The following is a 26,481-nucleotide window of genomic DNA, read 5'->3' on the forward strand; positions in this document are numbered from 1 at the left end:
TTTTTAAAATGCGGAGGGTTTTAAGTGCAAGCCAACCGTCTCCTCCAACCCGAACAATAAATTCATGTTGTGGACCGCCTGGCCGCTAGCGCCCTTCAATAAGTTATCGATCATAGAGATGATAAGAAGCTTATCATTTATTTTCTGTAAGTGGATCAAGCATTTATTCGTATTTACCACTTGTTTCAAATCCGGGTTCTTATCGGTGATAAACGTGAAGCTGTGATCATCGTAATATTCTTCGTAAATACGCCGGATCTCCACCAAGTCGATCTTGCAATCGATATACGTCGTAGCGAATATACCACGGGAGAAGTTGCCGCGTACGGGGATGAAGTTGATACGGCTCGAATAACTTTTCTGTAACTGGCTCAAGCTCTGGTTGATCTCGGCCAAGTGCTGATGCGTAAAAGGCTTATAGATCGATATATTGTCGTTACGCCAACTAAAATGAGAGGTAGAAGAAGGCTTCACGCCTGCTCCCGTAGATCCCGTGATGGCATTAACATGTAAATCGGAATTCAGCATCAAGTGCTTCGCCAACGGCAATACGCCCAATTGGATACAGGTCGCGAAACAACCGGGGTTCGCTATATGCCGTGCGTTGCAAATCCGGCGGCGGTTCAATTCCGGCAATCCATATACGAAATCATGCTCCGGACCTTCGATCCGATAGTCCATACTCAGGTCAATAATCTTCACGTTCTCGGGAACCGTATGGCTTTCCATGAATTTCTTCGTATCGCCATGGGCGGTACAGAAAAATAGAAGATCAATGCTATCTAATGGCAATTCGCTGGTAAACACCAAATCCGTCTCGCCATAAAGACCGCCATGTACGTCCGTGATCTTATTGCCGGCGTTGCTGCTACTATTTATAAACGTAATCTCGGCATCCGGGTGATTTAGGAGCAGGCGAATCAATTCGCCCGCCGTATAACCCGCTCCACCTATAATTCCGCATTTAATCATATCTCTTCATCTTTATGGTTCGTATAATAAACACGTAACGGAGTGGAAAGAACCTTGATGAAGCCCTTAGCGTCTTCGGCGGTCCAACCTTTCTGCATCTCTCCGTACTCACCGAATTTCGTCTTCACCAAATCATCCTCAGACTCTACGCCAACGGTAGAGAAGGACAACGGACGAAGCTCTAGGATGGCTGTACCGTTCACGTTGCGCTGAGATTCTTGCAACATCGCCTCGATATCGCGCATTACCGGTTCCAGATATTGGCTCTCGTGCAAGAACATACCATACCAGTTCGCTACCTGGTCTTTCCAGTATTGTTGCCATTTGCTCAACGTATATTTCTCCAAGAAGCGGTGTGCCCCGATAATCAACATAGGAGCGGCAGCCTCGAAACCAACACGTCCCTTGATACCGATGATCGTATCACCTACGTGCATATCCCGACCGATACCGTAAGCGGCCCCGATCTCCTCGATCTTCTGGATAGCGGCGATCTTATCCTCGAATACCTCACCGTTCACGGCATGAACCTCACCGTTCTTGAACTCAATGCGTAATTGCTCGCTACCCGTCTTTTTCACTTGTTTCAAGTAAGCGCTCTCGGGCAATCCTTGTGCGGAATCAAGAATCTCACCACCGCAGATAGAGGTTCCCCAAAGACCTACGTTATAAGAATATTTCAACTTCGTGAAATCAGCCTCGAAACCATGCTCCTTCAAGTAGTTGATCTCAAACTCACGGCTCAAGGCCATGTCGCGGGTCAAGGTGATAATCTCCACGTTCGGAGCCAATACCAAGAAAGTCATATCGAAACGAATCTGGTCATTGCCCGCTCCGGTAGAACCATGGGCGATAGCGTCGGCACCGATCTCGTTTGCGTAGCGGGCGATTGCCAAGGCTTGGAAAATACGCTCGGAACTTACGGAGATAGGATATGTGCCATTACGCAGCACGTTCCCGAAAATCATGTATTTCAAGCTCTTCTCGTAATATTCTTTCGTAACGTCGATCGTTACATATTTCGTGGCGCCTAGCTTATAGGCGTTCTCCTCGTTTTGCTTCAATTGTTCCTCACTAAAACCACCTGTGTTAGCGCAAGCAGCGTATACCTCGTATCCTTTTTCCTTGGCCAGATACATTACCGTGAAAGAGGTATCCAAACCTCCGCTGAACGCTACTACTACTTTCTTCTTCATTGTTTCTTTATTTTATGTTGTTTTTCTATCGTATTAATTTAATCTCTTTTAGCTTGGTCGCGGGCATCCCGTTCTCGTTGCGCGCGATGTGGATCGGCCGGGTCGAACAACATGGCTGTACAAATGCAATACCTACGCTCGGTACGCTCCAAGATATCATGGTTCACGCAACCGTTGCAACCCCGCCAGAAAGCCTCGTCGTCCGTCAGATCTGCAAACGTGACCGGTACATATCCCAGCTCGGTATTCATCTTCATCACGGCGGCACCGGAGGTAAGGCTGAATATCTTCGCCTTCGGCCAGCGCATACGGGCAAGCTGGAAAGTCATGTCCTTGATGCGTTTGGCGATACCCAACCCCCGGAAATCCGGATGAACGATCAGGCCGGAGGTGGTTACATACTGCTTGTTCCCCCATGACTCGATATAGCTGAATCCGGCGAATACGTCTCCCGCCAAGGCGATCACCGCTTTTCCCTCTTTCATCTTCTGGACCACATACTCGTGTGTACGTTTGGCGATGCCTGTGCCCCGGACTTTAGCGGCAGACTCGATCGTTTCTAGGATCGTATCTACATATACCTCGTGAGAGGCATCAGCGATCATAACATCAATCTCTGTTTCTTGTTCCATTTTATCGTTTGTTCTTAATTTTTCCCTGTTATATGAAATGTGATAAAGCGGCGATCACTTTCTCTTGGCTTACACCGTTGCGGGGGATCACCAAGATCGTATCGTCTCCGGCTATGGTAGCCAGTATCTCGTTGGGGGCATGCGTATCTATGTCCGAGGCGATCCCCATGGCGTAGCCCGGACGTGTTTTTACCACCGCCAAGTTGCCGGAAAACTCGATATTCGGCTTTTTTTTGCCTTCAGGTTGTGCTTGCTTGCTTATACTCGTTTCGGGAAGACGATATACATAGTCTCCGTTTCCGTCGTGTACCTTGGCTACTTTCAGTTGCTTGATGTCGCGGGATAGCGTAGCTTGCGTAACCGAGAATCCGCTATCTTCCAGTTCTTTAAGCAGCTCTTCTTGGTTACTTATCGCCTTCGTCCGTATAATACCGCAAATGGCATCCAATCGTTCCTTCTTTGTACTCATGTTGTATATTTATGCAAAACAGGCTGCAAATATAAAGAGTATTGTTGAATAAATATACAATTGAGGGCTTTTTTTTCTATTATGGATAGGAGGTTGCGGATTTTTTCGCTTAGCTTAAGTTCAATCTTCGTAAGTGTTCGGTGTTTTGTCGGTTTATATTCGTCTTCTATCAGTTGTTGGAGGAGCGTGTGCCAAGTGGTGGAAGATCATCCAATAGTTGGGAGATGGTCGTGCAACGGATGTTGGATGATGAATGTCTTTAAATGAAAAGGCGAATACTTTCTGTAGAAAGAACGAAAAGGCATGATCGTTTTGAGCAAAATGGTAGTATCTTTGCGTTATAAAGAAGAGAGTATAGGGTTTAATTTCAAGTAAAAGGATATGGAAAAAATAGCAAGTTTATTCGTGGCCTTGCTTTTATTGGCAGGCTGTTCCAGCGTACCGTTGACAGGACGTAAGCAAATGCTGTTAGTTTCGGATCAAGAGGTGTTGTCGTCTAGCCTTACCCAATATAACGATTATATAAAGACGGCAAAGAAATCGACGAACGCAAGCAAGAGTGCCATGGTAGCCCGGGTCGGGCAGAAGATAGCTGCTGCCACGGAGGAATATTTGCGGGCGAACGGTATGGCGAATGAGGTGAAAAACTTCTCTTGGGAATTTAATTTGGTGGATGATCCGCAGGTGAACGCCTTCTGTATGCCGGGAGGCAAGATTGTGGTATACGAGGGGTTATTGCCTTTAGTCTCCTCGGACGATGAGTTGGCTGTGGTCGTCGGGCATGAGGTCGCCCATGCCGTGGCCAAGCATAGCAATGAGCGTATGAGCCAGCAGCTCATGGCCCAATATGGGGCGGCTATTTTAGGCGTGGCGGTAAGCAATAAGAGCGCGGCGGTACGGCAAGCGGCCAATGCGGTATATGGTGTGGGAGCACAGTACGGCGTAATGCTTCCATTTTCCCGCAAGCACGAATCGGAAGCGGATTATATGGGTTTGGTATTCATGACCATGGCGGGATACAATCCGGACGTGGCGGTTAACTTCTGGAAAAAGATGTCTGCCGGAAAAAGTGGCTCTACACCGGAATTCATGAGTACGCATCCCAGTGATGCCACCCGTATAGCGGAAATACAAAAAGCTCTTCCCGCTATTAAAACCAAATACAAAAAATAATTAACACTTACCAGCTGCTCACTTCCCGCATGCCGCAATTTTCAATTCTCAATTAAAAAAGATTCCCATCTTTTTCATCAGGAAGTAAGCGTTCATATTCTGGGCTATCCCTTCCCTTAATTGATAAGAGAAGGATAGCTCCTCGTCTTTTATATCTGCCTCGAAGCGATAATTCTTTATTTGTTCCGGAAACTCTTCCTCCAAAGTACCTAATACTAAATCGTGAGTGGCGATAATGCCACAAGCTTTATAAGCGACCAGTTGTTTCATAAGGGCCAGAGAACCTTTCTGCTTGTCGATAGAATTTGTTCCCTTCAATATCTCATCTAGGATGATAAATAACTTCTCCCCGTTTTGCAATCTGTCGATAATCATTTTCAGACGCTTCAACTCCGCGAAGAAATAAGACTCGTTACTTGCCAAGGAATCCGAGGTACGTAAGCTGGTAACCATCCGGGCTGGATAAACCGTTAGAGAGGCGGCGCAGACCGGAGCGCCTACGCAAGCCAGTAAATAATTGACACCGACTGTCCGGAGGTACGTACTCTTACCGGCCATGTTCGCTCCGGTGATAATCAGGAACCAAGGGCTTTTGCGGATATCGATATCGTTCTTTACGCAGACTTTCCGGTTCAAAAGAGGATGGCCCAAAGCCTTGCCTTCCATCCGGAAATAAGTGTCGGCTATCTCCGGATAGATATATTCCGGATGGTTGAAAGCGAAACCGCCCAACGAGTTAAGTGCATCGAACCGAGCTAACGCGTCGAACCAAAGCGGAAGCTTATCGGCGTATGTCTGAATCCAGCGCTCCAAAAGGATGGCATGGCGTGTATCCCGTAAGTAGAAAAGATTGAAAATGATACCTGCCAAGCTGAATCGTTGGTCTAATCCTCCGATATACGATGACAAACGCTTGATGGCGTGCGAAGCCAGCTCCTTCTCGTTCGCCAGTTGTCTACTGATCTCTTTCAGTTCCTCAGACTGGAAATTATCTTCTTCCACGCATCTCATCAGCTTTGAGTACCGATTGAAAATAGACTCCATCTTATTGACAGTCGCATAAAGCGAGTTGATTTCCTTAGCACGCCCGTAAGCGATCACTAACGTGATCAAGAAATAAATATTCAATACACTTCCACCGATCCAGTCTAGAAAGTAAGCGGTGCCCAGTATGATCCATAATATGGGAACTGTCCAGACCAGCAGTTTCCAAGACAGGCTATCTGCGAATTTATTCTTACGCTGAGTGAGTCTGTCCATAAAGTTGACATCGTTGTCTCTCGTATCTTGCGTGTCCTGCCGGATGATTCCCGTTACATAGAAATGCTGCCGTAAGGTAGATAAAGCTGCTAATTCCTTGATTGCCTCTTGGCGTTTGACGATCTCCTTCTTATCTGTCAGAGGATTCAAGAACCAATCGGCCAGTCGTTCCCGTCCGAATCCGGTTACGGTGCGGTTGAGCGATTGAAACAAGGAGTGGTCTCCGAATACATCCAGATCCAAGCAGAAAGAGTGCTCGCCCGAGATCTTATCGGCCGCCCCGTCGAATGCGCTGAAGTCATAGTCCAATCCTTTCAGCTCATCCTCGTTCAGCTTGATCAGGGTCTCGGCGTATATTTTTCGTGCGTACATTTTATTATGGTACCACATCAGGAGCGCAAACGGAATGATATAGACGAACGTGATCCCCGTCAGCCATTGCCAACTCTCATCCCTAAATATCCATAAGGAGAGGATCGCTCCCGCCACTAAAGCCAACCGGATACTCCCCATCAAATGGATCTTCTTTTTCAAATTACCCAAACGCCGTGTATAAGCGTCGATATTTTCTCTGTAATGACTATAGACTTCTTCCATGCCCGCGAATATAGGAAAAATGAACTAACCTCTTGAATTTTGGTTTATATATTATATTCATAGGAGAAATGACCAGTATTCATGTAATTGGGGCGATAAAGCCAATTATCGTTTCTCCTATATTTGCAAACACTGCTATAATTTAAGATCATTTATGAGAAAAACGATTATATCCTTTCTTCTTCTCTTGGTTTGCGCCATGGCCCACTCGCAGGTCTTGGCGAAAGGACCGGAGGAAAGTTATAATGCGGATAGTATTCGTGAGATTTTGGATAAGTCTCCTTATTTTACCTTATTCAAAGACAACTATTTCATCGGTGGAATCCCTGTCGGCAACAAGCCTACGGCGAGAAACTCCGATGTTAAATTTCAGTTGAGTATTGCTCAGCGTCTTACGAAAAGTAAACTCCCCTTTGATACCTATCTTTTCTTACAATATACGCAGAAGGCCTTTTGGAATGTTTTTCAAGAGTCTTTGCCGATGCGCGACTTAAATTTTAATCCGGGTATCGGTCTGGGGCATCTTATCGTACATAAGAATAAATACATCGGGAAAGGTTATTTGATGGTCGAGCATGAGTCGAACGGGAAAGACAGCATCTTCTCCCGAAGCTGGAACAAGATTACCTTGGCGGCTGCCGTTTTACTGAATAAGAACTGGGAAGTGCAGTTCAAGGGCTGGATACCGATCGTAGACGGTAAGGAAAATAAAGACATCCTTAAGTACAATGGTATATTCCAAGTCGCTGCCAATTACCGGACAAACAACAGGCGCTTTAATTGCGGGGTTATCTTGACCAAACGAAAGACTTGGTTCAGTTTCAATACCCAGATTGAATTGAGCTATAAATTTAATAATAACGAGAACCAATATTTCTTCTTGCAATATTATAATGGTTACGGAGAGAACCTTCTGGAATACAACCAATACAAAAGTATGCTACGGATCGGTTTTGTGATCAAGCCGCAAGATTTCAGTATTTATTGAGAAATTCCGAGGTGAGGTGCCTTCTTCTTTTAGTATGTTTTGTAAAATTAGCTTAAAAAACATATCGTTTTTCTACTGTATCAAAAAGTTATTATTTCTACATTTGTAGCGTTTAATCCTAAATCAAGAAATTATGTTAACAGCTATGATCGTTGTGTTCCTTGTAGGTTATTTAATGATCGCATTGGAACATCCTCTAAAGATAAATAAGGCAGGTACGGCTTTACTTATCGGTACGGTATTGTGGGTAATGTATGCGTATGCGGCCCCGTTTTTCATTCCAAGGGCCTCGGCAGAGGAATTCAGCTTGTTCTTGGAGTCGTTTCCCTCGTTGGGTTCATTGACGTTCAAGGAGCAATGCCTTCATTTTGTCGTGGAGCACCAGGTATTGAGCAGTATCGGGGAGATTGCCGAGACACTTATATTCCTCATCGGTGCGATGATAACCGTGGAGTTGATCGATGCCCATGGCGGTTTCATGTTTATCACGAATCATATTACCACGAAGAAAAAGAAAAAATTGCTGGCGCTGATTGCCGTGATCACGTTCTTTATGTCGGCCGTATTGGATAACCTCACGACCTCGATCGTCATGATCATGTTGATCCGTAAGTTGCTCGGGAACTATAAAGAGCGATGGGTATTCGGCAGTATCATCATTATAGCGGCTAATAGCGGTGGCGCTTGGTCGCCGATCGGCGATGTTACAACGATCATGCTTTGGGTAAGGGGAAACATATCCACTTCGTCTACGATCCCGCATTTGATCTTGCCGAGTATCGTATCGGCATTGATCCCGATCTTGATCGCTATGCGCTTCCTACATGGAAACGTAACGCCTCCCAGCGCCTTCTCGCAATTGGAGGCAGACAACGAGTTATTGAAGAAGCTGGAAGACAAGGAGAAATTATCTATTTTGATAATAGGCGTGTTATGCTTGCTGTTTGTTCCTGTATTCAAAACGGTTACCCATCTTCCCCCGTTTATGGGAATCTTGATGGGAGTGGGTGTCCTCTGGTTCTATACAGAGATGATGTATGCCCGTAAGCCGATTGATGAAGATTTGAAGTTGCGTTTGTCTAAAGTCGTTCGCCGTATAGATGGGGCGACCCTGTTGTTTTTCCTCGGAATCCTTCTGGCGGTGGATGCCTTGCGTTGCAGCGGCGTATTATCGGATTTCGCATATTGGCTGGATGATACAGTAGGCAACGTATATGCGGTGAACCTGATTGTCGGCGCTTTGTCGTCGATCGTAGATAATGTGCCGCTGGTAGCGGGGGCTATCGGTATGTATCCGGTCGCTACGGATGCGATGGTGGCTGCGGCGACTGATCCGGCTTATATGGCGAACTTTATGCAAGACGGTATTTTTTGGCAGTTCTTGGCCTATTGCGCCGGGGTGGGAGGCAGTATGTTGATCATCGGTTCTGCGGCCGGGGTAGTTGTCATGGGCTTGGAACGGATCAATTTTATTTGGTACTTGAAGAATATTTCCTTGATGGCTTTGGCGGGATATCTGTCTGGCGCAGCGGTATATATTCTTCAGAATATACTTATTTGAATTATGTTATTAATTGCGGATAGTGGCTCGACAAAGACGGAATGGTGCTTGGCAGATCAAGGCAAGCCTGTCCGGACGGTCGTGACAGCTGGTACCAATCCCTATTTCCAGACCAAGGAAGGGATTGCGGGTGAGATCCGGGATGTATTGCTGCCTGCATTGAAAGGAGAGCGGATCGATGCCGTCTACTTTTATGGAGCTGGCTGTGCCTTCCCGGAGAAGAACCGGATCGTGGAGGAGGCGATCACATCTTATATACCAGCTCCTATTGAGGTGTATAGCGACTTGATGGCGGCAGCTCGTGCCTTATGCGGAACTAGTCCGGGAATCGCTTGTATACTGGGAACGGGATCGAATTCTTGCCTGTATGACGGAGTGGAGATAACGGAGCACATCTCTCCTTTGGGATTCATTCTGGGGGATGAAGGCAGCGGTGCCGTACTAGGGAAACTATTGGTAGGGGATTGCTTGAAACGTCAGTTGCCGGAGCCTCTGGTTCGAAAGTTTATGGACCAGTATGAGTTGACTCCCGCCTTATTGCTGGAGCGGGTGTATAAACAGCCTTTCCCGAATCGCTTCTTGGCTACTTTATCCCGTTTCTTGTTGGAGAATATCACGGAGCAACCGATCTATAATCTGGTCTATAATAGTTTTCGTAGTTTTTTCCTCCGTAATGTGGCGCTATATCCGGGGGCTGATACGTACCCGATTCATTTTGTAGGCTCTATCGCTTATTATTATCAGGAGGTATTGAAAGCGGCGGCCTTATCTTTGGACTTAGAAGTCGGTACTGTTGTGCAGGCTCCCATGGACGGACTGATCCGATATCATTTTACAAACTAAAACGAGAGCATTATGGCATTCCAAAAGATAACCGAGTCGGAGTCGTTGTACGATAATCTGGACCAGATGTCTGTCCGGGAGTTGCTGGAAGGTATCAATAACGAAGACCGGAAAGTGGCGATCGCCGTTGGTAGGGAGATCCCGGAGATCGAGAAGCTGGTTACCCGTATTGTGGAGCGGATGCGAAGGGGCGGTCGCCTCTTCTATATCGGGGCGGGTACGAGTGGTCGCTTGGGGGTTTTAGACGCTTCCGAGATACCTCCCACGTTCGGCATACCGAATACCTTGGTGATCGGTTTGATCGCCGGCGGTGACCGGGCGCTCCGGAATCCTGTTGAGTCGGCAGAAGACGATCCGGATAAAGCTTGGGAAGAACTTCAACAGTATCATATTAATATAAACGATACCTTGGTGGGGATCGCTGCCTCGGGTACTACTCCCTATGTGATCGGCGCTCTCCGTAAGGCACGCTTAGAGGGTATCTTGACGGCCTCTATCTCCTGTAACCCGGATTCGCCGATGGCGGCTGAGGCAGAGATCGCCATCGAGCCGGTCGTAGGCCCGGAGTTCGTCAGCGGGAGTACGAGGATGAAGAGCGGCACGGCTCAGAAAATGGTGCTGAATATGATCACGACTTCCGTGATGATCAAGCTTGGCCGGGTAAAAGGGAATCGGATGGTGAATATGCAACTGACCAATCAAAAGCTGGTAGACCGTGGTACCCATATGATCATGGAAGAACTTCATCTGGATTATGAACAGAGCAAAAACCTCCTGCTCTTGCATGGCTCTGTCCGGGAGGCGATTGATTCTTATCACCGCGAATGGCGGCTGAATCAATAAAGCGTTGTGCCTTGCGGTAAGTTTTCGTATATTTGCGGCTTAAAACTATTTAATAATCCGTACGATGAATTTTATTTCTAAACTATTTAAGAAGAACGTGTCCGAGACGGAAGAGGCCGGCAAGGGGTCCGTGGAGGAGTTCGTATCTTTAATCCGTGTATATTATCAGGCTGTTATGGCCGTGAACTTGGGTATCACCAATTTGAACATGCTTGCTGATATGGCTTTGTTCAAGCGTATGCTGAAGATACCGACCCAGAACAACAAATTGGGGGTTGCCGAGAAATCCCGTGTGCGCAAGGTATTGATGGATGATTACGGATTGAGTGAGGCTTTCTTCAAGGAGATCGACAGCTCCGTGAAGAAGAACTGCAAGAACCAGAATGATATCAAGACGTATTTCTTCATGTTCCAAGGTTTCTGCAATGATTTGTTCAACCTGCTAGGTAACCTGATGCAATGGAAATTCCGCTTCTCTATGCTGGTGAAGAAGTTGTTATATAATATGACGACAAAGACGGTTCATGAGATCTTGACCAAATCCGAATGGAAAGACATTAGTGTGCAGAAGGCCGCATGGAGCGTGCGTAAGTATGCCGAGAAGTTGGGATACTCCGAGCAATGGATCACGGATTTCGTGTATAATGTCGTGCTTCTGGCGAAAGAGGATCAGAAGAAGGAACTTAAGAAGAACAAGGAGTCATGACCACTGAATTGCATCCGCTGGGCTTTTTCCTCCCGGAGAACGCTAGATTGCTGATGTTGGGAAGTTTCCCTCCACCCCGGGTGCGTTGGTCGATGAATTTCTATTACCCGAATATTCAGAATGACATGTGGCGTATCCTTGGTTTGATTTTCTATGGAAACAAGGATGCGTTCTTACGAGACAAGAAGGCGTTCAGCGAGGAGAAAGCGAAGGCTTTTTGCCGGGAAAAAGGAATCGGGATCGGCGATACCGCCATGGAAGTGATTCGCTTGAAGGCGAACGCCTCCGATAAGTTTCTTGAGGTAGTACGACCGATCGATCTGGAAAAGGTATTGTCTCAAATACCGGAATGCGTGGCGATCGTGGTAACCGGACAGAAAGCGATGGATATCCTTCTCTCCGTATTGCCCGGCACGGAGGAGCCGAAAGTTGGTTCTTTCACGGAGTTCACTTGTTTGGGAAGGCAGATGAAACTGTTCCGTATGCCTTCTTCCTCCCGTGCCTACCCGAAACCCCTAGAGGAGAAAGCCGCTGTTTACCGGGGGATGTTTGAGATGTTGGGGATGGTGGTGTAAGATAAATATTCTTATGGGAGATGAGAGAAGATGAGATATCTTTTGGGAATAAAAAATAAAGGGCAAGCCATCTGTTATGGTTTGCCCTCCTTGCTTTATGGTTTCAATTTATTCTTTTACTTTGAATGCCCAGAAAGTAGCCTCGCCCCATTGTGCCGTACCAGAGGCGGCATAGGTTAAGACAAGGTTTTTGTCGTTCAAGAGCATGATATCGAACTCCGTTGGTTTATAGCCGTTTCCGTTGATCATGTAAGGGAACAAAATCGCCCCTTCGGATGTGTATAACTTGCCGATTTCCCAAGATTCATTGGCCGTCATGTCAAAGGAGAAAGTACCTTCGTTGATTGTTTTAGACCCTGTATTCTTCACGATTTTCTTTCCGCTTAGGATAAAAGTCATGTAAGCGTCCGGGGTTTCCTCTCCTGTGGCTGAAACTTTTAGGCCCTCTAATTGTCCGGTAAGATCTGCGGGTGCGCAAGTCCACCAGATGCCGTTCTTGTTCGTAATGAAATCTTCGGCGCTAGAAGCGGCTTTATAGCCAAGGTTACCCCAGCAGCCTCCTAGAACCTCGGAGTCGTATGTCCAGACCTTCTCTCCATCTCCGCAGAGATATGCCCATGCAGGGTCTACGTCTACGTAAGTTGTGATAGTAAAAGTCTTTTGCACAGAGGTAATACTACCATCTTGGTTGATGGTGCGGATCGTAAACGTCTGCGACTCATCTCCTCCGGGGGTCAAGTCGAACGATCCGCTTGTCCCCGAGGTCAGAATATTCCCTGAAGGATCAAGGATCTGCACGATTGTGGATGGATTTGTAGCGTACGTAAATTTATTCTGGCCTTCTACCGTTTGCGTCAGAGTAGCGGCTTGTTCCAATTGCGCTTCGGTCATGCTCACCGCAATGATGCCTTCTTCCTCTATCGTAGGATCGCAAGCGGTAAAGAACATTGCGAGTAGCGGTATAACTATACTATATTTCTTCATGATTTTCTATTTAAAAGTTTGACTTTGTTGAAATCGTTTTACCAGCGGTTGTATTGGCTGTCCGAACCTTCCCAACCAGCATTCTGGACGATATTACCGTTTGACATATCCACCTCACTTTCCGGTATCTTGAAGAATCCGGCGGTAGCGTTATATCGGGTAGCGTAACCACCTCCGTGGGCTTTGTTAGAATCCTCTTGACCATTGGTGTAAATTTTCACGTTGGTTTGTTTTTCCAATGCGGCGGCAGCTATGTGCCAGCGACGGATATCATTCCAGCGGATACTCTCAAATGCGAGTTCCCAACGACGTTCGTTTTGCAAGGCTTGGAGTGAGTAAGACGAAATTGGGCTCAAGCCGGCTCTCTCACGAACCCGGTTGATTCCATCCGTGTTCTCTTTCAACTCAGATTGCATTAGTAATACATCGGCGAAACGGATAAGAACGAGATCGTGGATATTGTTTAACTGTAAGTTCTCTGACCCCGATGCCCAGCCATCGGTCCCATACATCAGGTTCTCGAAGCATACAGAGTATGTATCACCGTTTTTTGCGGCAACAGGAAGCCATTTCTTGGAGAGGTATCCTGTCTCTTGGATGTACTCACCTCCTCCTCCAAGTGCCCATCCTTGTTCTGTCCAGGAGGTACAATCCGAAATGGAGGCATCGCGACGTTTGTCGTTAGGCTCAGAGTTTTTCCAGTCATTTATGAGATTTGGGGCAACAGGTCCGGCTCCCCAACCTTGGCCAAAGGGAAACGATTCGGCTACACCAGCCATACCACGTACGCCAAAGTGCAGGGCGAAGTTATTCGCATACCCGATGCTTGTGCTCCAGTCTGCTAATTTGTTGTATTTGATAGCGAACAATGTCTCTGGATTTACGGCGTTATCATCTTCTACCCATTTCAGGCCCTGTCCGCTAGTATAATCATAATCTTCTACCGTAAACCGATTTGTATAAGCCCAAAGATTGCGGAAATCCGACGTAACCAATGAGTATCCTGAATTGTTTACGCAATCATCGATGTAGCTGATTACTTGATCTTTCGTCAGAGTGGAACCATCGGGCAAAGCCACGGAAGTCAAAGGTGAGTAAGTGGTACTGGTAAGTGCAGCCAAGTCCTCTCCATTACAATACATACCTGTATAGAATAACCAAGCACGGGCTAGCATGGCCTCGGCGGTGTATTTATCGACATGCCCATCTGTCTTGCGAGTGTCGGGCATTATTTCTGCGGCATCACGTAAGTCTTGCAGGATTTGTCCCCATAGCTCAGCGGCGGTCGGTTGGCTTGGCTCTACGGATTGTGAGGTGATTGTCAGAGGGACACACCCATACATGGAAGCTAACTCATAATAGTAGAAAGCACGAAGGAATTTCGCTTCTCCTTCAATCTGGTTCTTGTCGGATTCAGCCAATTCGATATTTCCGATACCATCCAATAAAGAGTTCGCACGGTTGATACCCTGGTAACGGTCTTTCCAGAATTGTTGGGTCATGTCCTGCTTGGAGTTCATCAACATATCCAGAGATTGCATATGCAAGTCGTTCGGGCCTCCGCCTCCTAAACAATCGTCGCTAGCCAACATGGCTGCATAAAGGAAAGAGCACTCCGGCGTGGCAGACACTTGGTTCAAGTTCTGATAGATACCGGCTAACGCTTGTGTGGCATCCTCGGCCGTAATGGGAAAGTTCTCACTACTTTTTGTTACGTAATCCTCGGCATCCAGCGTACAAGAGGTGATTCCACCCATGATCGAAGCTGCGATACCGATTAAATATATTGTTTTTTTCATCTTGATAATCAATTATTAGAATTTGACATTAACACCTACCATATAGGTTCTCGCTTGAGGGTAATTACCTACATCCACGCCTGTTACCCAGCTCTCTTTATCGTTGAGGGCGGTTCCACACTCAGGATCCATTCCCTTATAGCCGGTGAATGTAAAGAGATTTTGAGCAGAGATGTACAAGCGAAGTTGCTGGAACTTACAGTTCTTCCATAAACGCTTGATATCATAACCTAATGTTACGTTCTGGATGCGGAAATAATCTGCGTTGTCCACGTAAATATCGGAAATGTTGATATGGTTCACAGTGTTACCGGGCAACAGGATCGGGTATCGGTTGGATGTTCCTTCACCATGCCAGTAATTGTAGACGTTGCTGCTATAGTTATCGAACTGTCCGTTACCAAATTTACGATATGTGTGGGCTACCTGCATACCGAACGCTCCGTAAGTAGAGATGTTCAAGTCGAAACCTTTCCAGCTAAAATCTAGATTTAGACCCATCGTGAGGTCCGGATGAGGATTACCTATTTCTGTCTTATCGTTGTCGTTGATCACGCCATCGCCATTGACATCGACGAATTTCAAGTCACCCGGAGCAATTGAGGTTCCTTGCAAGGAGTTGGCTGCGTCTCCTTTACAATTCTGATCCAGATAAGCCTGTATGTCTGCTTCGTTTTGCATTACGCCATCGGTCTTATATCCCCAGAAGTAACCGATAGGGTGTCCTTCTTCCATGCGAGACATATAGGTGGTTCCTTCGGATAAGAGGGCGTTACCTCCATTCACGTAATGGGTACCGTTATTGACTTCTGTTACCTCGTTCTTGTTATGTGCGAGGTTCAAACCGATTCCGTAGCTGAAGTCCGAACCTACCTCATCTCTCCAATTGAGGGCAAGCTCAATACCGGTGTTCTTTACCGTACCGGCGTTTGCAATCATAGAAGAGAAACCGTTGATTGAAGATACGGGTACATCTATTAGCAGATCTTTTGTTTTCTTGTTATACCAATCAAAGTTCGCACTTAACCGGCCACCTAAGAAACGTGCGTCTAAACCGATGTTTGTCTGCTCGGATGTTTCCCAAGTGATCTCGTTGTTAGGTAACAAGGAAGGATAAGCTCCTTGGGTTCCTCCATTTTTATTGTTGTTGAAAGAATAAAGTCCCAAATCACCGAATGCGTATGTGGAGGCGTATTTGTATGCTCCAATATTCTCGTTACCATTTTGTCCCCAACTGGCGCGAACCTTCAAGAAATCCATCCAGTTTTTCGTGTTTTCCATCCAGCTCTCGTTACTTATCACCCAACCTGCGGAGAATGAAGGGAAGTAACCCCAACGATGACCGCTGGAGAAATTAGAGGAACCATCGGCACGGACAATCGCACTAAACATATAAGTTTCCTTGAGGTCGTAGTTGATACGGCCGAAATAGGATAGGATGGAGTGATCATCCGCAGGATATCCTCCCACTATACCAGCAGTACGACCGGAGAAGTTGTCGAAGTAAGCATGTGAGAAATCTCCGAAGATGCTGGTCGTGGCGTGTCCTTCGATGGTTTCCGACATATTATTACCTTCTCTGGAATACTCTGTACCGACCAATACGTCGAAGTGGTTCTCTTTGATGTCGAAAGCGTAGCTCAATGTATGCGTCATACCCCAATTCCAACCGATGGTCATATTCTCATCCAGATAATCATCCGTATTCTGGTCGTTGTTATTATTTTTATAGATACCGTTGTATGCTTTGTAGAGGCTGGAGTTCTGTTTGTAGTAGACTTGGCCTTTATATTTCAAATCCTTTAATGGCTGTATCTCTATGTAACCGATGGCGCTAAGATTGTGGTTCCGGCTTTTATTATTTCCACTGGTGGTATTTAGCAAGGTGTTCATCGGGTTATTAATATATTGGTTGAGTCCGAGTAATCCCATTGCTCCGGATCCTTGCGCGATCAAGTCGTCATAGTCGAATAACTCTCCTTGGCTATTATATAGTGGAACCAATGGATTAGCTCCCATCATACTGTAGATGCTGTTGGAGTATTGGTTACCGATTTGGATACCTTGGTTGGATGTGTGCTGGTAATATACGTTCTCACCGAATTTGATGATATCCAAGTCATCCTTTTTCCAAAGGATATGTTCGGAGTTTAAACGAATGGTGAAACGGCTGTAGTCAGATTTAACCGGACCACCGAAAATACCGTCTTGATACTGATAACCTACTCCGGTAGAGAACTTGGAGAGTTCGGAACCTCCGGTTATATTCACGGAATGAGAAGTGGTGATCGCATTTTTGTTGCGAAGTAACTCCAGCCAGTTCGTACCTGGATTAGAACCGTTTTGATAGGATTCCAGTAAATCTGCGTCTAGATATTGTGACCAATCGAAAGGTGCTATGCCAGCATTGAAGTTGATCTGGTCTTGAACAGCCATGTATTCTTTGGCGGTAAGCATATCTGGCATCTTTACTACGTTCTGCCAACCGATGTTTCCATCATAAGATACTTGTACTTTTCCTTCTTTACCTTGTTTTGTGGTAACCAAGATAACACCATTTGCTGCACGGGCACCATAGATAGCGGAGGAAGCGGCATCTTTTAATACATCGATACGTTCGATATCGGCAGGATTCAGGGAGTTGATATCACCTCCGGCTACACCATCGATAACATAAATAGGAGCCGTATCTCCATTTGTACCGGCACCGCGGATGTTTACTTTGAATCCGTCACCCGGCTGACCGGAGGAAGCCACGATATTGACACCCGGGCTTTGATTTTGCAATGCGCTTAGTGGGCTGATCGTATTACGTTTTGCGACTTCATCTCCTTTTACCTCTACGGTAGCTCCTGTCACTAACTTTTTCTTTTGTACACCGTAACCTACTACCACAACCTCGTCCAGGCTCTGTGAGTCTTCTTTCAAGGTGATTTGTAAGTTGGATGTCTGGGCGGTTACAGGAATCTCTTGAGTCATGTAGCCGATGTAGGAGATCTCGATGATGGAGCCTGGGGCGGCTTCTAAGCTGAACTTTCCGTCCAAATCGGTTATCACTCCGTTTGTCGTTCCCTTTACGATAACATTGGCACCGATGACTTCCATTCCTGTTGCGTCTTTCACGATACCAGTGATTCTTTTTGTTTGTTGCATGACTTCCGTCGAAGTACTAGGGGCGGCTAATATTTGTGGTATGCCACCTAGCTGGAAAGCCATACATGCGCCTAAAAACAGCGTTGTTTTCTTAATTCTTGAATTCATTATTTTTTACATTAAATCATATAAGGCTAAACTAAATTTTATTTACCCATTAGGGTCATTAGCGGCTAACTGCTAAAAACATTAGATTTTAGGTTCCTTCCTCATAGGCGATTATTTTTAATTGTTAATATGAATTGTTAATTTTTGTCGCAAAATTACATCGGACCCCAAATGTGTTCAAATACTATTTTATCTAAGAATAATACTTTTTTGTTGAGGTGTATTTTTAACACAACAATGGGAGACCGCAGATATGAAAGTCCTTGTGACTGATTACAAAGATAGACGTGTGAAAGAAAAGAGAAGGGGGAATTTTGTATAGAAATAGGGGGATTTATGTATTTATATCTAGTAAAAATGTCTATTATACAATGATTTTTGTCTTTTTGTAGTTCTCTCTGAACTCTTTGGGTGAACAGTTTTTCTTTTTCTTGAAAATACGGTTGAAGTTCGAAAGATTATTGAAACCACAGTTGTAGCAAATCTCGGCGATGGATTGCTGGGTATCTACCAACATGCGAGCGGCGTAACCGATACGGAGATCCGTGATATAGTCGGAAAGGTTTTTTCCTGTTCTCAGCTTGAAAAAACGGCTGAATGCGGAAGGGGTCATACCTACGAGTTCGGCCAGTTGGTTCAAGCGGATGTCTTGCTGGTATCTCTCGTTGATATAATTTTGTACTTTCTGGATACGGCGGCTTTCGGAATGTATATCCGTTATTTTAGCGAACGAGGAACTTGCTAATACTTTATAGTTCTCTTCGGTGGAAAGCTCATACAAGATGGTCAAAAAGTTGATTACCGCATAAAAACTTTGCTCCTCGCAGACTAGCTTTTCCATTAAATGGTAAACCTTCAGGATGGAAGACATCGGGAAACTGATGCCGCATTGGGCTTTCTCTAACATTTTCCGGATACTGTTGAATTGGTTTTTCTCTAGCAGGTTATCCCCTAATAAATCGGGAGAGAACTGGATCGTGATCTCGTGGATCAGAGGCGATTTACATGTGTTCTGTTCCCATACATGCTCCAGCTCTTTCCCGGTTATCAATACCAACTCGTATTCTCCGATCACTTCCGCGGAATCACCCACTACACGCTTTACCCCCGGAGCGTGCTCAATGAAATTGAGCTCGTACTCCGAGTGGCAATGTATCGGATAGGTAAATTCTGTCTTGCAGCGGTCTACGATGTAAAAACAGTCTTTTTCCGATAGTGGTGTTATTTCACGGATGATGTCCATGTTTAGTTGATAGTCGACAATTAACAGTTAATGAACCTCAGTCAGCTCTATGACCTTACTACAGGTATGGGCCGTAGTGAATACACTCAGGCCTATTTTCATCAAGAAATCTCCGCTGAAAGTTCCTCCATCGGTAGCCAAGGTGGATTTCTTGCCTGGCATAAGATTTATTTCCTGTACTTTATATTTCTTATCCGGATCTAATCCTTGTAGCTTTACGGAGAAAATCTTTTCTCCGAAACGGGGATGGATATCGTAAGCGAATAAGACGGACTTACTTTTTGCTTTATCCACATACATCACGGATAAATGGTTGGTCTCATAAGGAGAGACCAGACGGTAAAGATCGCCATCGAGGATAGTGCCTTTTAGACGTTTGTAGTTGGCTACTGCGTCTTGGCAATATTTCATCTCATCGTTGTTCATCTCTTTCAGGCTGATATCGAAGCCCATCTTGCACATCATAGCCACGTCTGTACGGAATTTGATAGAGGTATTCTTGTTCCAGCTAGTCACGTGGGCACACATCGCCTTCGCCGGGAAGAACTGGGAGAATCCCCATTGGATATACAAACGCTCGATTGGATCGGTATTATCGCTACACCAAAATTCCGTGAAATATTTCAATGCCTCGTAATCACAGCGGGCACCGCCTCCGGAACAAAGCATAATCGGCAGGTGAGGATATTTCTCGGCTACCCGTTTGAATACGTTATAGACTCCTCGTACATGGTCAATATATAATTGGTTCTGTTTCTCCTTGAGGTAGGGGGAATATACATTGGTGATCGGGCTATTGCAATCCCATTTGAAAAAAGCCAGATCCGGATTCTCTGTCATGATATTATCCACCACGCTGAATACATAGTCCTGTACTTCCGGGTTACTCAAGTCCAAGACAAGCTGGTTACGGAAATAGTAAGTTTCTCGATTCGGTAGACGAATCGCCCAATCCGGATGTTTCTCGAAAAGTTCGCTCTTCGGATTAACCATCTCCGGCTCGATCCAGATACCGAATTTTACGCCTGTGTTTTTAGCGGCCTGTACCAGGTGAGGAATGCCGTTTGGTAATTTATCATGGGTAACATCCCAATCACCCAATCCGGCTTTATCGTTTTGACGAGGGTATTTATTCGCGAACCAGCCATCGTCCAGCAAGAACATATCCACTCCTAGGTGCTTGGCTTCTTTCATTAATTCTTCCAGCTTCTCCTCATTGAAATTACAACCGGTAGCTTCCCAGTTATTCAATAAGGTTAGGCGGTCTCCTTTACCATCCTTGATCTGGTAATTACGTGCCCAGTCATGAAGATCACGACTGGCTTTTCCGGTTCCTTGGTTACTTAGTGTAAAGATAAACTCGGGGGTAACAAACCATTCGCCCGGTTTCAATTCATAGGCAGATGCATAAGGATTGATGCCGGAGATAACACGAAGATTGCCGGCGTTGTCTACCTCGAACGTGAAGCGGTAATTGCCTGTCCAACCAATTGTCCCCATTAAGACATCTCCGGTATTCTCGCAGGCAGGGGCACCTAATCCGATCTCAAAAAACGGATAAGCGTGCATGGCCGCACGAGAACCTAGTTTCGTATCGATGATCTTCTTCCCGAATTTCAAGTCTTGGCTGCTCATCTGTACTTCCTTGGCCCAGTCTCCGCTAAACTCGGTCAATACATAGCGTGGACTCTCGAAATAAAGCATGTTGGAGGCGTACCGGGTGATCGTGACCGGTTTCTTTTCCATATGACGAATCTCGGTCCAAGCCTTGATCACGTTTTCTTTGGCGAAAGTAACATAATGTAATTTTGCCTCTACCGGGTATACATCGTCCTTCAAAGAGATGATTGTCTCCGTAACGTTGTCGTCTAGTTTCTTGGATTCACTGGAAACATATTTGAATATACTGGTCATGTTCCCATCGTTGTGCTGGATGGCAAAAGCCGGTTCGAAATAATCTTCCGTTCCAGAGCAAGGGTATACTTCCCAACCGCGGGCTGATACGCTACCATCCGTTCCTGCTTGGATATTCCATGATAGATTCCTGAATTCGGACTCGTCCGCTAGTTTATTCCCCAAATAAGTTTGATAAAGCCGTCCGTTGGGGGCTACTTGTAAAATCAGGCCAGTCTCATTGGTTGAGATTGAGATTGTCTTTTGATTTGTCGCTTTTACTAATGGTAAACAAAAACACAAAAGGATAATTGTAAATACTAGGTTCTTCATGTTAGTTAACAATTGACAGTCGATAGCTGACAAATGGCAGTAAATACGCTATGCGCAACTGTCATTTGTCAACTGTCTACTAAATTAATTCTGCTCTTTTAGGATCACGTCGTGAGCGCCCCCTTCAACGATACTCGTAGAGGAGACAAGCGTGATCTTGGCATGCTGCTGCAACTCTTGGATAGAGATGGAACCGCAGCTACACATCGTAGCGATTATCTTGCCTAAAGTCACGTTTAAATTGTCTTTCAATTTACCGGCATACGGTACATAGCTGTCCACGCCTTCCTCAAATTTTAAGGACTCGTTTCCGCCCATGTCGTAACGTTGCCAGTTCTTCGCACGGTTAGAGCCTTCGCCCCAATACTCCTTAACAAAGTTGTTCCCGATTTTCATCTTCTTCGTTGGAGACTCGTCGAAACGGGCGAAATAACGGCCCATCATCAGGAAGTCGGCACCCATAGCCAAGGCCAATACCATGTGATAATCGTGTACCAAACCGCCATCGCTACAGATTGGGATGTAAACACCGTGTCTCTTGAAATACTCGTCACGAGCTTTCGCCACGTCGATCAAGGCGGTAGCCTGTCCGCGACCGATACCTTTCTGTTCGCGAGTGATACAAATGGAGCCACCGCCGATGCCTACCTTGATGAAATCCGCTCCGGCATCAGCCAAATAATTGAAACCGTCTTGGTCAACCACGTTTCCGGCGCCTACCAGAACATTGTCTCCATAGGTATCTTTGATCCAACGTAAAGTCTCGTACTGCCATTCGGAATAACCATCGGAAGAATCGATACACAATACGTCTACTCCAGCCTCTACCAATGCCGGAACACGTTCTTTATAGTCGCGGGTGTTGATACCGGCGCCTACCAATAATTTTTTATCTCCACCGGATAATTCTTTCGGATTTTCACGGTGACTGTCGTAATCCTTGCGGAATACGAAATATTGGAGTTTCTGATCCTTGTCAATGATCGGCAATGTATTCAATTTATGATCCCAGATAATCTGGTTCGCCTCCTTCAAGGTCATACCTAGCTCACCGACGATTAGTTTGGAGAACGGGGTCATGAAATCTTTCACTTTCATGTCAATCGGGTCTTTACCCTCACGGTAATCGCGGCTGGTTACCATACCTAACAATTTCCCGTTTGGCGTACCATCGTCTGTTACACCGATCGTAGAATGTTCTGTCCGGCGAACCAACTCTAGCACGTCGGCCAAGGTATTCTCGGGCATAAGGTTAGAGTCGCTGATAACAAATCCTGCCTTGAACTTCTTTACCTTGCGAACCATATCGGCTTGGCTGTCGATCGGTTGTGAGCCGAAAATGAAGGAAAGTCCTCCATTGCGAGCTAACTCAATCGCTAGTTTAGGACCGGAAACCGATTGCATGATCGCAGAAACGAAAGGAATATTTAATTCAATAGCGGATTTCTCGCCAGACTTGAATTTCACAAGCGGCGTTTTCAATGAAACGTTTGCGGGAATACATTCTTTGGTGGTTAAACCGGGAATAAGTAAATACTCACCAAATGTTCTCGATACATCGTTTAAGTAGATTGCCATAAGATTTTATATTTACAGGATGAGTTTTTTTAATTGCGCAAAAGTAGCGATTTCTCTTCATATATGAATCACTTGTTTATATGAAATATTCGAAATATACGTTCCGCAACTTTTATAGTTGCGGATTTGTTATTGATGTAGACTTAAAAAGGAGGGAAATATGAGAGTTGTAGTTGATAAGGCTCGATCCAGAGGGTATGCGAATCACGGTTGGTTAAAAACACATCATACGTTTAGCTTTGCTAATTATTATAATCCGGAAAGGGTTCATTTCGGGATGCTACGTGTATTGAATGATGATTCCGTAGCGCCGGGTGAGGGTTTCGATATGCATCCACATAAGAATATGGAGGTTATCTCCATCCCGTTAAAGGGATATTTACGTCATGGGGATAGTATAAAGAATAGCGAGGTGATCACGCCGGGAGATATTCAGGTGATGAGCGCCGGTACCGGTATCGTACATAGTGAGTTCAATGATAGCAGTAATGAGCAATTGGAGTTCTTGCAGATATGGGTATTTCCCCGTGAGGAGAATACCAAGCCTCATTATGCTAGTTATGATGTGCGTCCGGTCATTTCGGAGAAGAATAAGTTGGCTTTGATCATCGCCCCGGATGGTAGCGCTCCCGCATCGATCAACCAGGATGCTTGGTTCTCTTTAGGGAACTTAGATGCCGGTCAAGTAAAAGAATATAAGCTACATGATGAAAATAATGGAGTTTATTTATTCGTGATTGATGGAGAGGTAGAGGTTAGCAATGCGATTCTGTCTAAGCGTGATGGCGCCGGGTTCTGGGAAACCGCTAGCATTACGATAGAGGTTTTGAAGCATGCTAAAATTCTTTTGATAGAAGTTCCGATGATGAAATAATGGTAATAGGTTCGTATGAGCGGGTATCTTAAAGTGAATGTGATAAAACGCTAAGGATACCCGCTCATTATTTTTTAATGTTTTATCGGCTTATCCGTGAAGTAATCAATCATTTTTAAGATCGCACGGCTGCAAGCCGGGCAAAAAGGAGCGTAATCACGCATCATACAATGATCCATCGGGCGATAAATACCTTTTGCGATATAGCCACCTCCCTCAAATACTCCGGGTTTGTCCTTATGAACGTTATCTAGCGGAGTCGGTATTGGTGTATTGGCCGGTAAGAGATCTTTCCATTTAGAGTCGAAGTTTACTAAGGTCGTGATATTCGGCTCCCAAGGTTCGTACTTTAAGTTGTAAAAATCTTGATAAGCAACCTCAGAACTGAAGTATTCATCGGCGAGACCGGCAAAACTATGTCCAAATTCGTGAACGAACACAACCGGAGTTCGTGGATTGTCGGCAGTTCCCATTGCATAAAAATTATACATTCCTCCACCACCGTAAGCGTCGGTATTTACCAAGATAAAGATTGCGTCACAAGGAGCGTTCCATACCGCATCACGTATGGACTTCATATCCGGGGTGGTTAAATAGCGATCTACCCCGAAAGTATAATAACCTGAATTCAATGCGGTATTCTTGAATATACCTTTGCCGGATATATCTGTTCCGGATTCTTCCGATACTACTTCTACCGCCCATACGTTGAAATCTTCCCGGCGGGTGTCGTAAGGCGGGGTCTTAAACAAAGCTTCTGTAAAACGCTTGGCATCGGTTACGAATTTCTCTTGCTCATTGGCCGTATAACCTTCCGCAAGGAATACAAGGTCTACTTTCTGAGAGGAATCCCCCTTATATTGGATTTTTGTTATCCGGTTTTCTTTAAGTTTCCCCCGGTCAATAAAAATACTGGTTGGATCAACTTCTTGTTTTAATAGGGGGTGGAATTGCATATCGGCCTTGTCTCTTGCCATAATCTCGATAATGACAGTTTTTTGGGGGTAAGGGATAGATACGCTGTTTGTCCATGATTGTGTCTCTGTCTTCGCTTGCTCCGTACTTCTCCATTCTTCGAATAGCGTATTGAATCCTCGTGAGTAGATTAACTCATTGTCGGTTTTATCGTATACATTAATATAATAACCTCCATAGCCAAACGGGTCGATCAGATTTTTAACTGGTCCGCTCCAGACGGGTTCTTCCCGGAGTTGTTGTATGGCGGCGGCTTGGAAATCCTTGTTTCCGCTCAGTGCGAAATCAATCCGGAGGCTTTTCTTTGTGAAGTATTTTTCAAAACCTGTTTGTGCCAAACAGGTGAAGCTGAAAAGAATGGCGAATAATAATAAGGTTATTCTTGTTCTCATAAATTTATAATGTTTATCATGTGTCAACTTTATGACACAAATGTATATTATTTTTTAATAGATTTGCCACGATTAGTACATTTTACTCGTTTATAAATAAATTAGACTTATGTTTAGAGAAATCAGACGAAAAGACCGGGTTTTGGATAATGAGTTGGCGATTCGCTTATTGGAAGAGTCAGAATATGGTTTCTTGGCTATGTCGGGAACGAATGGGTATGGATATGGGATCCCGATCAATTATGTGAAAGATGGAAATTCTATTTATTTCCATTGTGCTCCGGAAGGGTATAAGCTGGAATGTTTGCGAGAGAACCCGAAGGTGAGTTTCACGGTTGTTGGCGCTACGCAAGTCGTACCGGGAAATTTTACGACAGGCTACGAGAGCGCTATCGCTTTTGGAGAGATGTGCTTGGATTTATCGGAAGATGAACGTCGGTATGCTTTGCGGTTGCTTGTAAATAAATATTCCCCGGAATTTAAAGAGATTGGCGAAAAATATATTGAAAAATCTTTTTATCGGACTCATATTTTACGTTTAGACATCGTGCATATAGCGGGGAAGTGCAAACGGTTGTAAATTGGGGGGGAAAGAACTTTTTTCGTATACCGGTCCGGATTGTATAAGGAAGGGGGCACGCCCCCCTTCTTTGTAATATATCAATGGTGGCTTAAATAATTGGAGACACCTGCGTTTGTCGCTTTCATCGCATCTTTCCCTTTAGACCAGTTTGCCGGGCAGACCTCGCCATATTCCTCGAAATGCTGTAAAGCATCGACCATACGGAGAGCTTCGTCTACGTTACGGCCTAATGGTAAGTCGTTGATTACATAATGGCGGATCAAGCCATCTTTGTCTATAAGAAACAATCCCCGGTAAGCTACCGGATTTCCCTTAGAGATAAGTTCTCCTTTCTCATTCGTAATATAATCAGCGGCTAATACGCCAAAGTTTTCTGCGATGGTTTTGGAAAAATCGGATACGAGCGGATAAGTCACCCCGTGGATACCTCCTTTATCTTTGTCTTGGTTTAACCAAGCGAAATGAGAGAATTGAGAATCGACAGAGCAGCCAACCACCGCTACGTTACGTTGCTCGAATTCTTGTAGTTTTTGCTGGAACGCATGTAATTCCGTCGGGCAAACAAATGTGAAATCCATCGGATAGAAAAACATGACTACATACTTTTTCCCTACATATTGTTCCAAAGAGAAATCCTCGATGATCTCATTTCCATTAATTACTGCCGGAGCGTGAAACTCCGGTGCTTTCTTACCTATTAATGCTTTCATATTGTATTTAATTTATTTGCTAAGTAACAAGCGCAGGTAGG

22 protein-coding genes are annotated in these 26,481 nt (G+C 45.2%); 9 read left to right on the forward strand and 13 right to left on the reverse strand.

Annotation, left to right across the window (positions count from 1 at the left end; all coding sequences use genetic code 11):
- Positions 1–3: 3 nt before the first annotated feature.
- The 4 genes from argC to Q0110_RS11470 are packed head-to-tail and all read right to left on the reverse strand — an operon-like array spanning position 4 to position 3,269.
- Positions 4–972: an N-acetyl-gamma-glutamyl-phosphate reductase gene (argC, locus tag Q0110_RS11455; protein ID WP_297906282.1), complete on the reverse strand. Its 969-nt coding sequence runs from the start codon at positions 970–972 to the stop codon at positions 4–6.
- Positions 969–2,168 (reverse strand): argininosuccinate synthase domain-containing protein, encoded by a 1,200-nt coding sequence (locus Q0110_RS11460; RefSeq protein WP_297906283.1) that lies wholly within the window; start codon positions 2,166–2,168, stop codon positions 969–971. Before Q0110_RS11460 ends, argC begins: the two co-directional genes overlap by 4 nt.
- Before the next feature lie 38 nt (positions 2,169–2,206).
- A complete protein-coding gene (locus tag Q0110_RS11465) occupies positions 2,207–2,800 on the reverse strand; it encodes a GNAT family N-acetyltransferase (RefSeq protein WP_297906284.1) in 594 nt (197 codons plus the stop codon).
- A gap of 28 nt (positions 2,801–2,828) precedes the next feature.
- Positions 2,829–3,269 carry an ArgR family transcriptional regulator gene (locus tag Q0110_RS11470; protein ID WP_297906285.1) on the reverse strand — a complete coding sequence of 147 codons (441 nt, stop codon included), beginning with the start codon at positions 3,267–3,269 and terminating at the stop codon, positions 2,829–2,831.
- A gap of 381 nt (positions 3,270–3,650) precedes the next feature.
- Between Q0110_RS11470 and Q0110_RS11475 the strand changes: the two genes are divergently transcribed.
- Complete coding sequence (locus Q0110_RS11475; RefSeq protein WP_297906286.1) at positions 3,651–4,442, forward strand: M48 family metallopeptidase; 792 nt, start codon at positions 3,651–3,653, stop codon at positions 4,440–4,442.
- Between the two features lie 48 nt (positions 4,443–4,490).
- On the opposite strand, the gene Q0110_RS11480 is transcribed toward Q0110_RS11475, so the two are convergent.
- Positions 4,491–6,299, reverse strand: coding sequence for a MutS family DNA mismatch repair protein (locus Q0110_RS11480; RefSeq protein ID WP_297906287.1), 1,809 nt, complete (start codon positions 6,297–6,299; stop codon positions 4,491–4,493).
- Between the two features lie 154 nt (positions 6,300–6,453).
- On the opposite strand from Q0110_RS11480, the gene Q0110_RS11485 reads away from it, so the two are divergent.
- The 6 genes from Q0110_RS11485 (at position 6,454) to Q0110_RS11510 (ending at position 11,815) form a co-directional block, all read left to right on the forward strand.
- Positions 6,454–7,287 (forward strand): phospholipase A, encoded by an 834-nt coding sequence (locus Q0110_RS11485; protein ID WP_297906288.1) that lies wholly within the window; start codon positions 6,454–6,456, stop codon positions 7,285–7,287.
- A gap of 133 nt (positions 7,288–7,420) precedes the next feature.
- Positions 7,421–8,848, forward strand: coding sequence for a sodium:proton antiporter NhaD (nhaD, locus tag Q0110_RS11490; RefSeq protein ID WP_297906289.1), 1,428 nt, complete (start codon positions 7,421–7,423; stop codon positions 8,846–8,848).
- A gap of 3 nt (positions 8,849–8,851) precedes the next feature.
- Entirely contained in the window at positions 8,852–9,691 is an 840-nt protein-coding gene (locus Q0110_RS11495; RefSeq protein WP_297906290.1) for a BadF/BadG/BcrA/BcrD ATPase family protein, read from the forward strand.
- Between the two features lie 12 nt (positions 9,692–9,703).
- Positions 9,704–10,534, forward strand: coding sequence for an N-acetylmuramic acid 6-phosphate etherase (murQ, locus tag Q0110_RS11500; protein WP_297906291.1), 831 nt, complete (start codon positions 9,704–9,706; stop codon positions 10,532–10,534).
- Positions 10,535–10,598: 64 nt separating this feature from the next.
- Complete coding sequence (locus Q0110_RS11505) at positions 10,599–11,240, forward strand: hypothetical protein (RefSeq protein ID WP_297906292.1); 642 nt, start codon at positions 10,599–10,601, stop codon at positions 11,238–11,240.
- Positions 11,237–11,815 (forward strand): uracil-DNA glycosylase family protein, encoded by a 579-nt coding sequence (locus Q0110_RS11510; protein ID WP_297906293.1) that lies wholly within the window; start codon positions 11,237–11,239, stop codon positions 11,813–11,815. Before Q0110_RS11505 ends, Q0110_RS11510 begins: the two co-directional genes overlap by 4 nt.
- 108 nt (positions 11,816–11,923) lie before the next feature.
- Here the strand turns inward: Q0110_RS11510 and Q0110_RS11515 are convergent, their stop codons facing one another.
- The 6 genes from Q0110_RS11515 to Q0110_RS11540 form a co-directional block, all read right to left on the reverse strand.
- A complete protein-coding gene (locus tag Q0110_RS11515) occupies positions 11,924–12,799 on the reverse strand; it encodes a hypothetical protein (RefSeq protein WP_297906294.1) in 876 nt (291 codons plus the stop codon).
- A 38-nt stretch (positions 12,800–12,837) separates the two neighbouring features.
- Positions 12,838–14,598, reverse strand: a complete 1,761-nt coding sequence (locus tag Q0110_RS11520; RefSeq protein WP_297906295.1) for a RagB/SusD family nutrient uptake outer membrane protein — start codon at positions 14,596–14,598, stop codon at positions 12,838–12,840.
- A 15-nt stretch (positions 14,599–14,613) separates the two neighbouring features.
- Positions 14,614–17,859 carry a TonB-dependent receptor gene (locus Q0110_RS11525; RefSeq protein WP_297906296.1) on the reverse strand — a complete coding sequence of 1,082 codons (3,246 nt, stop codon included), beginning with the start codon at positions 17,857–17,859 and terminating at the stop codon, positions 14,614–14,616.
- A 364-nt stretch (positions 17,860–18,223) separates the two neighbouring features.
- Positions 18,224–19,102, reverse strand: a complete 879-nt coding sequence (locus tag Q0110_RS11530) for an AraC family transcriptional regulator (RefSeq protein WP_297906297.1) — start codon at positions 19,100–19,102, stop codon at positions 18,224–18,226.
- Between the two features lie 27 nt (positions 19,103–19,129).
- On the reverse strand, positions 19,130–21,328 hold the full coding sequence (locus Q0110_RS11535) for an alpha-galactosidase (RefSeq protein WP_297906298.1): 2,199 nt from the start codon (positions 21,326–21,328) through the stop codon (positions 19,130–19,132).
- A gap of 84 nt (positions 21,329–21,412) precedes the next feature.
- Positions 21,413–22,906 carry an IMP dehydrogenase gene (locus tag Q0110_RS11540; RefSeq protein WP_297906299.1) on the reverse strand — a complete coding sequence of 498 codons (1,494 nt, stop codon included), beginning with the start codon at positions 22,904–22,906 and terminating at the stop codon, positions 21,413–21,415.
- Between the two features lie 160 nt (positions 22,907–23,066).
- Between Q0110_RS11540 and Q0110_RS11545 the strand changes: the two genes are divergently transcribed.
- Positions 23,067–23,780, forward strand: coding sequence for a pirin family protein (locus tag Q0110_RS11545; protein WP_297906300.1), 714 nt, complete (start codon positions 23,067–23,069; stop codon positions 23,778–23,780).
- 74 nt (positions 23,781–23,854) lie between these two features.
- Here Q0110_RS11545 and Q0110_RS11550 read toward each other — a convergent pair whose 3' ends face one another.
- Positions 23,855–25,147 carry a M64 family metallopeptidase gene (locus Q0110_RS11550; RefSeq protein WP_297906301.1) on the reverse strand — a complete coding sequence of 431 codons (1,293 nt, stop codon included), beginning with the start codon at positions 25,145–25,147 and terminating at the stop codon, positions 23,855–23,857.
- Between the two features lie 109 nt (positions 25,148–25,256).
- Between Q0110_RS11550 and Q0110_RS11555 the strand changes: the two genes are divergently transcribed.
- Positions 25,257–25,727, forward strand: coding sequence for a pyridoxamine 5'-phosphate oxidase family protein (locus Q0110_RS11555; RefSeq protein WP_297906302.1), 471 nt, complete (start codon positions 25,257–25,259; stop codon positions 25,725–25,727).
- Between the two features lie 80 nt (positions 25,728–25,807).
- On the opposite strand, the gene Q0110_RS11560 is transcribed toward Q0110_RS11555, so the two are convergent.
- Positions 25,808–26,440, reverse strand: coding sequence for a peroxiredoxin (locus Q0110_RS11560; RefSeq protein WP_297906303.1), 633 nt, complete (start codon positions 26,438–26,440; stop codon positions 25,808–25,810).
- Positions 26,441–26,481 lie beyond the last annotated feature (41 nt).

The sequence above is a fragment of the uncultured Parabacteroides sp. genome (assembly GCF_947855115.1).
Lineage (GTDB): Bacteria > Bacteroidota > Bacteroidia > Bacteroidales > Tannerellaceae > Parabacteroides.

What these genes read in the sequence shown, in the direction of transcription:
- argC (WP_297906282.1), bottom strand. Translation starts at nt 972, where the DNA reads ATGATTAAATGCGGAATTATAGGTGGAGCGGGTTATACGGCGGGCGAA.
- Q0110_RS11460 (WP_297906283.1), bottom strand. Translation starts at nt 2,168, where the DNA reads ATGAAGAAGAAAGTAGTAGTAGCGTTCAGCGGAGGTTTGGATACCTCT.
- Q0110_RS11465 (WP_297906284.1), bottom strand. Translation starts at nt 2,800, where the DNA reads ATGGAACAAGAAACAGAGATTGATGTTATGATCGCTGATGCCTCTCAC.
- Q0110_RS11470 (WP_297906285.1), bottom strand. Translation starts at nt 3,269, where the DNA reads ATGAGTACAAAGAAGGAACGATTGGATGCCATTTGCGGTATTATACGG.
- Q0110_RS11475 (WP_297906286.1), top strand. Translation starts at nt 3,651, where the DNA reads ATGGAAAAAATAGCAAGTTTATTCGTGGCCTTGCTTTTATTGGCAGGC.
- Q0110_RS11480 (WP_297906287.1), bottom strand. Translation starts at nt 6,299, where the DNA reads ATGGAAGAAGTCTATAGTCATTACAGAGAAAATATCGACGCTTATACA.
- Q0110_RS11485 (WP_297906288.1), top strand. Translation starts at nt 6,454, where the DNA reads ATGAGAAAAACGATTATATCCTTTCTTCTTCTCTTGGTTTGCGCCATG.
- nhaD (WP_297906289.1), top strand. Translation starts at nt 7,421, where the DNA reads ATGTTAACAGCTATGATCGTTGTGTTCCTTGTAGGTTATTTAATGATC.
- Q0110_RS11495 (WP_297906290.1), top strand. Translation starts at nt 8,852, where the DNA reads ATGTTATTAATTGCGGATAGTGGCTCGACAAAGACGGAATGGTGCTTG.
- murQ (WP_297906291.1), top strand. Translation starts at nt 9,704, where the DNA reads ATGGCATTCCAAAAGATAACCGAGTCGGAGTCGTTGTACGATAATCTG.
- Q0110_RS11505 (WP_297906292.1), top strand. Translation starts at nt 10,599, where the DNA reads ATGAATTTTATTTCTAAACTATTTAAGAAGAACGTGTCCGAGACGGAA.
- Q0110_RS11510 (WP_297906293.1), top strand. Translation starts at nt 11,237, where the DNA reads ATGACCACTGAATTGCATCCGCTGGGCTTTTTCCTCCCGGAGAACGCT.
- Q0110_RS11515 (WP_297906294.1), bottom strand. Translation starts at nt 12,799, where the DNA reads ATGAAGAAATATAGTATAGTTATACCGCTACTCGCAATGTTCTTTACC.
- Q0110_RS11520 (WP_297906295.1), bottom strand. Translation starts at nt 14,598, where the DNA reads ATGAAAAAAACAATATATTTAATCGGTATCGCAGCTTCGATCATGGGT.
- Q0110_RS11525 (WP_297906296.1), bottom strand. Translation starts at nt 17,859, where the DNA reads ATGAATTCAAGAATTAAGAAAACAACGCTGTTTTTAGGCGCATGTATG.
- Q0110_RS11530 (WP_297906297.1), bottom strand. Translation starts at nt 19,102, where the DNA reads ATGGACATCATCCGTGAAATAACACCACTATCGGAAAAAGACTGTTTT.
- Q0110_RS11535 (WP_297906298.1), bottom strand. Translation starts at nt 21,328, where the DNA reads ATGAAGAACCTAGTATTTACAATTATCCTTTTGTGTTTTTGTTTACCA.
- Q0110_RS11540 (WP_297906299.1), bottom strand. Translation starts at nt 22,906, where the DNA reads ATGGCAATCTACTTAAACGATGTATCGAGAACATTTGGTGAGTATTTA.
- Q0110_RS11545 (WP_297906300.1), top strand. Translation starts at nt 23,067, where the DNA reads ATGAGAGTTGTAGTTGATAAGGCTCGATCCAGAGGGTATGCGAATCAC.
- Q0110_RS11550 (WP_297906301.1), bottom strand. Translation starts at nt 25,147, where the DNA reads ATGAGAACAAGAATAACCTTATTATTATTCGCCATTCTTTTCAGCTTC.
- Q0110_RS11555 (WP_297906302.1), top strand. Translation starts at nt 25,257, where the DNA reads ATGTTTAGAGAAATCAGACGAAAAGACCGGGTTTTGGATAATGAGTTG.
- Q0110_RS11560 (WP_297906303.1), bottom strand. Translation starts at nt 26,440, where the DNA reads ATGAAAGCATTAATAGGTAAGAAAGCACCGGAGTTTCACGCTCCGGCA.